9 protein-coding genes are annotated in these 9342 nt (G+C 65.0%); 2 read left to right on the top strand and 7 right to left on the bottom strand.

What is annotated here, in order from left to right:
- Positions 1-1308 (top strand): hypothetical protein, encoded by a 1308-nt coding sequence (locus tag A5636_RS11360; protein ID WP_065158734.1) that lies wholly within the window; start codon positions 1-3, stop codon positions 1306-1308.
- Here the strand turns inward: A5636_RS11360 and A5636_RS11365 are convergent.
- Genes A5636_RS11365 through A5636_RS11385 form a run of 5 tightly spaced genes read right to left on the bottom strand, consistent with a single transcriptional unit; the run spans position 1305 to position 6731 of the window.
- Positions 1305-2426 carry a M24 family metallopeptidase gene (locus tag A5636_RS11365; protein WP_065158735.1) on the bottom strand — a complete coding sequence of 374 codons (1122 nt, stop codon included), beginning with the start codon at positions 2424-2426 and terminating at the stop codon, positions 1305-1307. The two genes, A5636_RS11360 and A5636_RS11365, sit on opposite strands and share 4 nt — an antisense overlap.
- Complete coding sequence (locus tag A5636_RS11370) at positions 2416-3678, bottom strand: M24 family metallopeptidase (RefSeq protein WP_065158736.1); 1263 nt, start codon at positions 3676-3678, stop codon at positions 2416-2418. Before A5636_RS11370 ends, A5636_RS11365 begins: the two co-directional genes overlap by 11 nt.
- Entirely contained in the window at positions 3653-4816 is a 1164-nt protein-coding gene (locus A5636_RS11375) for an amidohydrolase family protein (protein ID WP_065158737.1), read from the bottom strand. Before A5636_RS11375 ends, A5636_RS11370 begins: the two co-directional genes overlap by 26 nt.
- 7 nt (positions 4817-4823) lie before the next feature.
- The gene (locus A5636_RS11380) at positions 4824-6047 is read right to left on the bottom strand and encodes a cytochrome P450 (protein ID WP_065158738.1); all 1224 of its coding nucleotides are present in this window, start codon (positions 6045-6047) and stop codon (positions 4824-4826) included.
- Between the two features lie 21 nt (positions 6048-6068).
- Positions 6069-6731 carry a TetR/AcrR family transcriptional regulator gene (locus tag A5636_RS11385; protein ID WP_065158739.1) on the bottom strand — a complete coding sequence of 221 codons (663 nt, stop codon included), beginning with the start codon at positions 6729-6731 and terminating at the stop codon, positions 6069-6071.
- A 143-nt stretch (positions 6732-6874) separates the two neighbouring features.
- Between A5636_RS11385 and A5636_RS26125 the strand changes: the two genes are divergently transcribed.
- On the top strand, positions 6875-7090 hold the full coding sequence (locus A5636_RS26125; protein ID WP_155763764.1) for a hypothetical protein: 216 nt from the start codon (positions 6875-6877) through the stop codon (positions 7088-7090).
- A gap of 16 nt (positions 7091-7106) precedes the next feature.
- Here A5636_RS26125 and A5636_RS11390 read toward each other — a convergent pair whose 3' ends face one another.
- Together A5636_RS11390 and A5636_RS11395 are read right to left on the bottom strand one after the other, a co-directional pair.
- The gene (locus A5636_RS11390; protein WP_065158740.1) at positions 7107-8213 is read right to left on the bottom strand and encodes a glycosyltransferase; all 1107 of its coding nucleotides are present in this window, start codon (positions 8211-8213) and stop codon (positions 7107-7109) included.
- A 114-nt stretch (positions 8214-8327) separates the two neighbouring features.
- On the bottom strand, positions 8328-9035 hold the full coding sequence (locus tag A5636_RS11395; protein ID WP_437339822.1) for a DUF4344 domain-containing metallopeptidase: 708 nt from the start codon (positions 9033-9035) through the stop codon (positions 8328-8330).
- Positions 9036-9342 lie beyond the last annotated feature (307 nt).

Here is a 9342-nt window from a genome sequence, read left to right on the forward strand (position 1 = left end):
ATGCACCGTAATACCCCCGGCTGGGTCACCGGCGACGCGTTCGGGCAGTTGATGCCGATGGACCCCGATACTCTGCGCTGCGGCGGCACAGAGTTTCTGACCTGGGCTTTTCGGGCGTACGGGGTACTGGGTGAGCACGATTCCGTCGTCGCAATCCCCGAAGTCCGGGATTTCGGCGGCGGCAGCACCGGACGCAAAGCTGCGTTGTCCGTGCGCTATTTGCACGAAAACGGGTTGCCTGCTGACTTATTCGTGAAATTCTCCCGAGATCTGACCGATCCCATCCGCGATCGGGGCAAGACCCAGATGGAGTCGGAGGTGCGGTTCGCCGCACTGTCCAGCGCACCAGGGTTCCCCATCGAGGTACCGCGGGTACTGTTTGCCGACTACCAGCGGGAGACCGGGACGGGAATACTGATCAGCGAGCGAATCCCGTTCGGCAGCAATGGGATCGAGCGTCAATACCATAAATGCCTGGACTATCTGATGCCCCAGCCGCTCGAGCACTACCGCGCGCTGTTGACCGCGCTGGCCCGGCTGGCGGGGACGCATCGGTCAGGACGGCTGCCGGCGAACTTGACCGCGGATTTCCCCGTGGACGTGCAGGCGGCCACAGTAGGGGAACGCCGGCCCCAGACCGCCGAGAGGCTCAGCCGAAGGGTCACCGAGCTGAGCGAGTTCGCCGAGCAACATCCCGGGCTGTTACCCACGGCCGGCGCGCAGTTCGTCGCGCGCCTGCGCCACGACGTGCCCCGTTTCGCCAGACACGAAAAAGCCGTTGCGCGCCAACTCGCGTCCGATCGAGACTACGTCGCGCTGTGCCACTGGAATGCCAACGTAGACAACGCCTGGTTCTGGCGAGACGCGGTCGGAGACCTGCACTGTGGCTTGCTGGACTGGGGTTGCGTCAGCCAGATGAACCTGGGCATGGCCATCTGGGGTGCGATGTCGGGCGCTGAAAATGACCTGTGGAGCGACCATTTGGGCGAATTGCTGGTGCTGTTCGTCGCGGAATTCCATGGACACGGTGGCACCGTCCTCGACCCCGGTCGGCTGCGCCGCCACACGCTGCTCTACGCCGCGACGATGGGGGTCGCCTGGCTGCTGGACGTACCGGCTCTCATCCGCAGGCGGTTCGACGCAGATGTCCCGCGCGACCGCAACGATCCAAGGATCAGCGATGACGAAAGTTTGCGCGCACCGCTACAAATGTTGTCCAACCTGCTGTTGCTCTGGGAACGTCACCAGGTAGGCGATCTACTCGACGACGCGCTGGCTGAAGACGGCGAGGGGTTGGCCGACAGCTAAGTCGCGGACCAGCACGGGCTTTCGGTCAGCAGCTGCGGACCCTGATCGGTGATGTGGACGGTGTCGCGGCGAAGAACCCCGCCGACCCCTTCCTGCCACACGAAGCCGGTGACGGCCAGCACCATGCCGGCCTCGAGAAACTCGCCGTTCCCCTCGGACACCAGCGTCCGGCAAACCACCGGCGGGTCGAAACCCAGACCCAGGCCGTGTGCTACTGCCATGGGCGGCAACGGCTCACCGGCTGCGGGATAGGCTTCGAGCAACCGCTGGGCGGGCGCGCCGGGCCGGCATCCGTCGATGAGCTTGTCGTACAACACATCCAGCCGCTTGTAGAGCGCCCGGGCCGCAGCACCGGCGATGTCTCCTGCGGGCCAGGTGCGGCCCACTTCGGCCACATACCCGTCGGCGAGGGCACCGGCTGAGAAGGCGACCAGGTCACCTTCCTGTACCGCCCGGTGGCTAGTGCCTGTCGAAGTCTCCCGCGACGTTATCCACGCGGCGTCCTGGGTCGCCGGCGTACTGACACCACCCGCTGCCATCGCCTCGAGCACTGCGCCGGCCAATGTCTGCGACGAAACACCGGCACGCAGTTCGCCAACTCCGGCGGCGAGACCGCGCTCGGCTACCCGCAACGCCGTTCCCAGTGCCGCGACCTCGTCCGGTGTCTTGATGCGCCGTGCCGCGCGCATGGTGGTCTCCGCGTCCACGATCTCGGCACGGGGGAACGCCTGGGGCAGCAACGTCGCGAAGGTGGGTGTCAGGGCATCCGTCCCGACTCGCCTTGCGGTTGCGGCGCCGTCGATGCCTTTCATCACTTCGATGAGGGTCAGCGGATTCCAGGCCAGCCCGTAGAGGTGGTCGTGGTCGATTTCTTCGGGGATGCCCTCGTCGTCGGTGCTGTTGAGGTAGATGCCACCGGTGGCACGTACCAGCACACACATCGGCCCGAACGGTCGGGTTCCGGCGATCCAAAGTTGGGGCGCGCCAGTCACATAGCGGATATTGGCCTGCCGCCCCAGGACCAGGACGTCGAGATCATCCGCTGCCATCTGGGCCAACGCGCGCTCACGGCGAGCGATCCGCAACGCCGGCGGGTCGGGTGCAACCTCAGTCGCCATAGGGGCTGTACGGGTAGTCGGTGATCGGCGTGTAGCCGTTTTCGGTGATCACGATGATCTCCTCACTGCGGTAGCCACCGGTGCCGTCCTCCCAGACGACCGGCTCCAAGACCAGCACCATGCCCGGGGGGAATACGAAGTTGTCATCGAACTCCTCGCCGAGATCGGTTCCGATCATGGGTGTTTCGGCGGGATAGGTGCCGATGCCGTGGCCGAGATAGAAATGAGGCAACCAGGGCTTGCGCCCGCCGTTGGCGGCGATCGCCGCGCGGGCGAGGTCACCGGACGTGGCGCCCGCTTTGGTGACGGCGAGCACGGCGTCGAGAATGGCGCGCCACTGCGCGAATTGATCCTGCTGGCGAGCAGATGGTTGCTCGCCGACCAGCCAGGTCCGGCCGAAATCCGAGCAGTAACCCGCGTAGGTGATGCTGATGTCGGTCCACAACACATCGCCCGCGGACAATTGGCGGTCGGTGGTCAGCAGGGGGAGCGCGAGATCGCCGTGCGTGGTCCACACACCGGTCGCCCGCGAGGTCGGCATCACCTGCCAGATCGCCTCCAGCATGTTCGCGGTGGCACCCAATTCGAACGCGTGGCGCACAAACCTCGCGGACAGGTCGATCTGGCGTACCCCGGGTGCCAGAGCCCGCTGGACTTCGGCCACCGAGCGCTCGGTGATGCGCGATGCCCGGCGGATGCAGCCAATCTCGTCACGCGTCTTGACCAGTTGGGCGGTACCCACCACCGCCCCTGCTTCCGACGGCGGGCCAGACGGGAACAACGCGCGTTCGGCCCGGCGCATGGCCCCGGTCAGCTCGTCCACCGCCATGTGGGCGCCGGACGGAACCAGCCCGGCCAGCACCCGCGCGAAATCGGCGACGCCTTGGTCGAATTCGAGATAAACCGGCCCGTGCACATGATCTGCCGGCAGCTGGTGTTGTGCGGTTGCACCGGCGCGGAAGGGCATGAACAAGTGCGGAAATTCGTCGTCGGCCAACACCACCGCAACCGGACGCTCGACATGGGACAAGCCCGCATCCAGCAGTGGCCAGCTTGCGCCGGTGGCGTACCCGACATGCCCGTTCAACAACAGGATCAGCGCATCGACGCCGTGGTCGGCCATTGCCGAGCGCAACCGCGCACCCGTTTCGGAGCGCATCCGCCCCGGGTCGGGTTCGTCGGGAATTTCGATAGCGGGGCCGCGCGCGGCGAGGTGTGCGGCCACGTCAGATGCCCAAAAAGGTGCGGACATTGCCGCCGACGATGTGGGCGGCCTTCTCGGGGCCGACGGCGCGGACGACGGCGGCCAGCGATCGCTCCGAGTAGCCGAAAGTGCTTTCGTTGTGCGGGTAATCGGACGACCACATCACCTTGTCGGTTCCGATCTGGTCGATCAGTCGCAGGCCCACGTGGTCCACCATGAATGAGGCGCACATGTGGGTGTCCCAATAATGCCGGATGTCATGTTGCGGATGTTGGCGCAGCATATGGGAGTACGAGGCCAGCACATGCTCGGCATCCTGCAGGGCGGTCGGCACCCACGCGATGCCGCCCTCGAACCAACCCACCCGCAACTGGGGGTGTCGGTCGAGGATGCCACCGAAGATGTACTTGGAGAACATCTCTCGAAAGGAGTCGATGTTGACCATCATGGCGACCGCCACGCTGTTGACGGCGCTGGGAATCTTCGGCTGGCTTTCGCCGATGTGGTGCGTGATCGGCAGACCGGCCTGCTCGATCTCCTCCCACACCGCCCGCATCGCCGTGCTCGAGTAGTCGATGGCTGCACCGTCGTCGTCGATACCCGGATACAGCGGCATCAGGAATGTCTTCAGGCCCAGCGATTTCAGCTCAGCCAGGGTGCGCCGTGCACCGCGAGCGTCCCACCAGTTGATCAGCCCCACCCCGTAGCAGTGCCCCCGTGAGCGCTCCTGCACCGCCGCGATGTGTTCGTTGTAGACGCGGAAAACCCGCTCGCGCAACCTCTTGTCCGGCAGATGAAACAGCGCCAGCACCGCGTTGGGGAACACCAGTTCCTTGTCGACGCCGTCGGCCGCAAGGTCGTGAACGCGGGCTTCGATGTTGCTGCTGACCGCTCCGGTCAGATCGTCGTACTGCATGAGCACGGCACTGAAATCGCCGACGACGAATGATTGTCCTTGGCAGCCAACCATATAAGCGCCATCCTCATACCAGATCCGCGGTGCCTGCTCTTTGAGGTCGGCAGGGAAACGATCGTAGAAGATATCTTCAGCCACCGAGATGTGATTGTCGGCGGAGAACACTTCGGTGCCCGCTGGTAGGCCTGTATCTGATCCAGCGGCGTGACCGCGACGGTATTTTGGCGCGCCGATCACCTCGGGATACAGGTCATGTTGTGACTCGACCATTTTCAGCTCACCACGTGACGGGAAGCTCGTAGACGCCGTAGGCCAGCGCGTCGTGTTTGAACGGCAACTCCTCGACCGGCACCGCCAGCTTTAGCGTAGGGATACGTCGGAACAGGGTGGGCAGGACGATCTGTAGTTCCATCCGGGCGAGCTGCTGACCGACGCATTGATGGCGGCCATAGCCGAAACCGACGTGTGGGCCGTCGTTTCGGGTCAGGTCCAACCGGTCAGGCTCCGGGAATTGGCGGCTGTCCCAGTTCGCCGGTGCCACATCCAGAATGATGCCTTCGCCGGCCCGGATGGTCTCGCCACCGAGCTCGATGTCATCGATGGCGATGCGCCGCTGGCCGGTCTGAATGATGCTCAGGTACCTCATGAGTTCCTCGACCGCGGTGGCGATCACCTTGGGGTCCTCGGTGTCACGCAACAACGCCAGCTGATCGGGGTGCACGAGCAACGCCGCCACACTGAGGCTGAGCATGTTGGCCGTGGTCTCGTGGCCGGCGATGAGCACCCCGGTGGACAGCTGTGCTGCCTCCCGCACGCTGAGCTCCCCGGCGTTCACCCGCTCGGCCAGGTCGGACACCAAATCCTCGGACGGACTTTCCATTTTGGTCCGAACCAGTTTGGCCAGATATCTCGCCAACGAGGCCGCGCCCTGCGCGGTGTCCTCCTCGGTGGCGTAACGGCCCATGCCGCGCTGAGCCTGCTCCTCAAAGAAGTCGGCGTCCTCGTACGGCACTCCCAGTAGTTGACTGATCACCAGGGACGGGACCGGCAGCGCCAACCCGCTGACAATTTCACCCGGCTGCGGCCCGGCTAGCAGCGCGTCGATGTGATCGTCGGCGATCTGCTGGACTGCCGGGCGCAATGCCTCAACACGCCTGAAGGTAAACGGTTTTGACAACATCCGGCGGTACCGCGTGTGCTCTTCGGCGTCGGAGGTGAACACCGACCGAGGGCGGCTGTGCACCGTTGCCAACATTCCTTCATTCCAGTGTGGGTAGCCCGGCAGCCGGTCGTCGACGCTGACCCGGGAATCGGTGAACAAAGCGCGAATCGCGTCATAACCGGTGATCAGCCACGGGGTGCTGCCGTCCCAGATACGGACCCGGGTCAGTTGGCGGTCGGCGTTGAGCTCCAACACTTTCGGCGGCGGCGCGAAGGGACAACCCACCGCCCGCGTCATCGGAAACTCGGGGATGTCTGTGGCAGTCGCTACGTCGGTCATGTACTCCTCGATCCTGGATAACTAGTGGGTGGCCGTGCCCACGTGCACCGGAGCGCGCCACAGCCCGACGATGGCATCGACGAGGCCTTCGCCCGCGACCGGCCAACTGGAGCGCGCACGTGGCCCGTGCTCGGCCAGTGCACCTTCGTGCTCGGCGCAGGTATGCATCAGTAGGTTGCGGGCCATCACAATCCGCTCCGAGCGCACCCGCTGCGGCAGCTCCGGGAGACACCGGTTAATGCCGTCGATAGTGGCCACCAAGGTTGGCGAGGCGAGCGCGTCTTTGGTGACGACCTGGCGATAGGTCGGGTCGGCCATTGCTTGCGCGGCGAAACGGGCATACCAACTCGGACTGCCCAACTGCGCAAGGTGCCCGGTCAGCGGACGCACCAATGCACCCACCCAGTCGCGGAGATCCGTGGAATCGCCGATGTCGCTGAGCATTTGTGCGCGTAGTTGCTCGATGGGACCCCGGTGCTTGGCGTCGATCGCCCGCAGCAGGTCGGTTCGGGTGCCGAAGTGATAGCAGGCCGCCGCATTGTTTCCCTGGCCCGCGGCCTCGCTGATCTGCCGGTTGGACACTGCGTACATGCCCCGCTCGGCGAACAGCAACTCAGCCGCCGACAGGAGCGCCTCCCGGGTGACCGCCGAGCGGTCGGTTCGCACCACTCGCGCTGTGGCCACCGATCCAGTGAACTACCGTCCCTGACTTAAATCAAGCCATTTATTTCCCGTCTCGCAACGACACGGTCAACGACGGGCAACAAAGAGTAACGATTCAGGCAGTGCGGTGGATTCGCGGCGGAATGGGTGCGACGGTAGGCATCGTGAGCGCTGATATTGGTGAGTTGTCGCACGTATTGCGTGCCGAGTGGATGGACCGGCCACCTCAGCGCTGTTCCCGCGGCCACTGGCTGCTGCCCGGGCACATGATCGTCGTCGAGATCCCGTGCTCGTGTGGCACCCACGTCCGCTGGGAGTGCGAATGCGGCGCCGCCACGCACGGGCCCGCCTTGATCGAATCTTGTAGCGCAGCAAACTGATCTGGGGTTTAAACGATCAGGCAGCGCCCAAACTTGTCAGCATGCCGGCGGCCGAGCGCTGCCAAGTGAACATCTCCGCGCGGTGTCGCGCACACCCGCGCCGGAGTTGCTCGGGCCGGCTGACCAGGTCGGCGACCGCATCGGCGATGGCCGCCGGATGGTTGTCGGCCACCGCACCGCTGTCCGCAGTGACGATCTCGGTCATGGCCGACGTGCGCGAGACCACCGCCGGGGTGCCGCAGGCCAGCGATTCCAGCGCGGCCAACCCGAATGTCTCATGCGGGCCGGGTGCCAGCGCGAAGTCCGCCGAGGCCAGCAATTCAGCCACCGCACGCCGATTCGCGACGAACCCGGTGAAAGCGACGGGCAAGCCAGCGGCCTGACGCTCCAGCCTGGGTCGCAACGGTCCCTCGCCCACGACGATCAATCGCGCGTCGATACCGGCAGCACAGAGCGCTGCGACTGCGCCGATGCTGCGATCGGCACGCTTCTCCACCGAGAGCCGGCCGCAGTGCACCAGCAGAATCTGGGCGGGCGTGGCGAAGCGGCGTCGCAATGTCACGGAATGCCGTTGCGGATGGAACGTCTGCAGGTCCACCCCCCACGGTACGGTCACGGTATTGGTTGCGCCGATACGGTCGAATTCGTGGCGTGCGAATTCGGTGGTACACACCACCGTGTCGTAGTCGGCGGCGGTACGCCGGTTGGCGAAGTCGGCCAGGCGCTGCGCGCTGCGCGCCGGAAGCACTTGCCCGGCAAGGCGATCCAGTCTTTCATGGGAGATCATGACGGTGGTGGCACCGTGCTCGCGTCCCCATCGCCCAAGTGATCGCAGGGTGAGTCGGTCGGAAACCTCCAAGGCGTCCGGGCGCAATGCGGCCAACAGTTCCTGCACCGGTCCGGGCATTATCGCCCGATAGCCTCCCGTTCGAGGAAGCAGCCTGGCCGGCAACGTGATTCGCGCGACGCCGGAGTCCAACGTGTCACGTTCCGCACGGGCGCCGGGAACGACGAGAAATACTTCGTGTCCGGCGGCACGGTATTCGGCGCCCAGCCGGTCGACCGCCGTGCGCAGCCCACCGGAGCGCGGGCCGTAGAAGTTGGCGACCTGAACTACTCGCATACCGTGAGGAAATCCGGCGCGCATGTGCGGTCAACGAGCGGCGTCCCACCAAAGCCTGAATACTGCGTGAACTCGGCTCAGGCGCCGACCGCCGGGGTCAGCTCGGTTTCTTCATCAGCTCGGTTTCTTCAGATGTGGACCCAGCATTTGCTGCCACGCTTTGGACATGTTCTGGAACTCTTCCTCACAATTGCCGGCACGATCCTCCGGCAGGTCGCCGGACGTGACGATGACCGCATTCGCTGTGGTGTCCGACCCGTAAATCCAGCACTCCCAGTTGTACATTCGGGTGATATCCATCGAATGCCCGTCCCAGAACGGGAGTTCGTTGGCATCGCCGGCCTCCTTGGCGCTCAACTTCCAGTCCTGAGCGGTGTCCATCGCGATGCGGACACCGTTGGGGTAGGGCTTCCCGTCGGCGCCCGGCGCGAGCAACTCGAACGCGGACAGCTGGTCGGCCACATCCTCCTCGCGCCCGGTGAACGCGAGCTCGTAGATGCCGAGGGTGGCGTGGCCGAGTTCGTGGTAGAAGCCGGAGATCGTTGCATTGACGGCCGCCAGCACCGCGTCCTGGTTGCCGGCGTTTGCGAATCGCTGCTCACTCTGCTGAATGTCTTCGTAACAGAGCTGGATCTCGTTGACGCTTGGATCCCAGTAGTCGTTGGCTTCGCCGCACTGCTTACCGACGGCCCCCACATCGTGTGGCAGGTTCAAGGTGTCGTTGACGTGGCCGGCGACGCTCTCCAACAGCTTCGCGTCGACCATCATCTGGCGGCCGCGCTGCGCCTCGGGTGTGTCTGCCGGCTCGTAGCGAAAGGTCATCTTGCCCACGGCAGCCGGTTCGTTGGACTGCTCCGCGGGCGAAGTAGCCGAAGTCGCGGCTGTCGGGGTGCTGTGCTCGGACTGATGGTTCGTGGGCTTGCTACACCCGCCCGCAACCAGCACCGCGACAACGGCCGCGACGACGACTGGCCTGCTCATTCGTTAGTTCCTTTCGATGCACCGAATGTCGACAGTGTGCCCGGCACCTGCTGAGAACGGTACGACACCTACGCGGCCATCGCGGAGGCAGGGCAGGTGCGGGTACGTTCACCCCATGGCTCTCCCACCAGCAGGAAATGACCGCGCA

This window comes from Mycobacterium asiaticum, from assembly GCF_001673315.1.
Taxonomy (GTDB): domain Bacteria; phylum Actinomycetota; class Actinomycetes; order Mycobacteriales; family Mycobacteriaceae; genus Mycobacterium; species Mycobacterium asiaticum_B.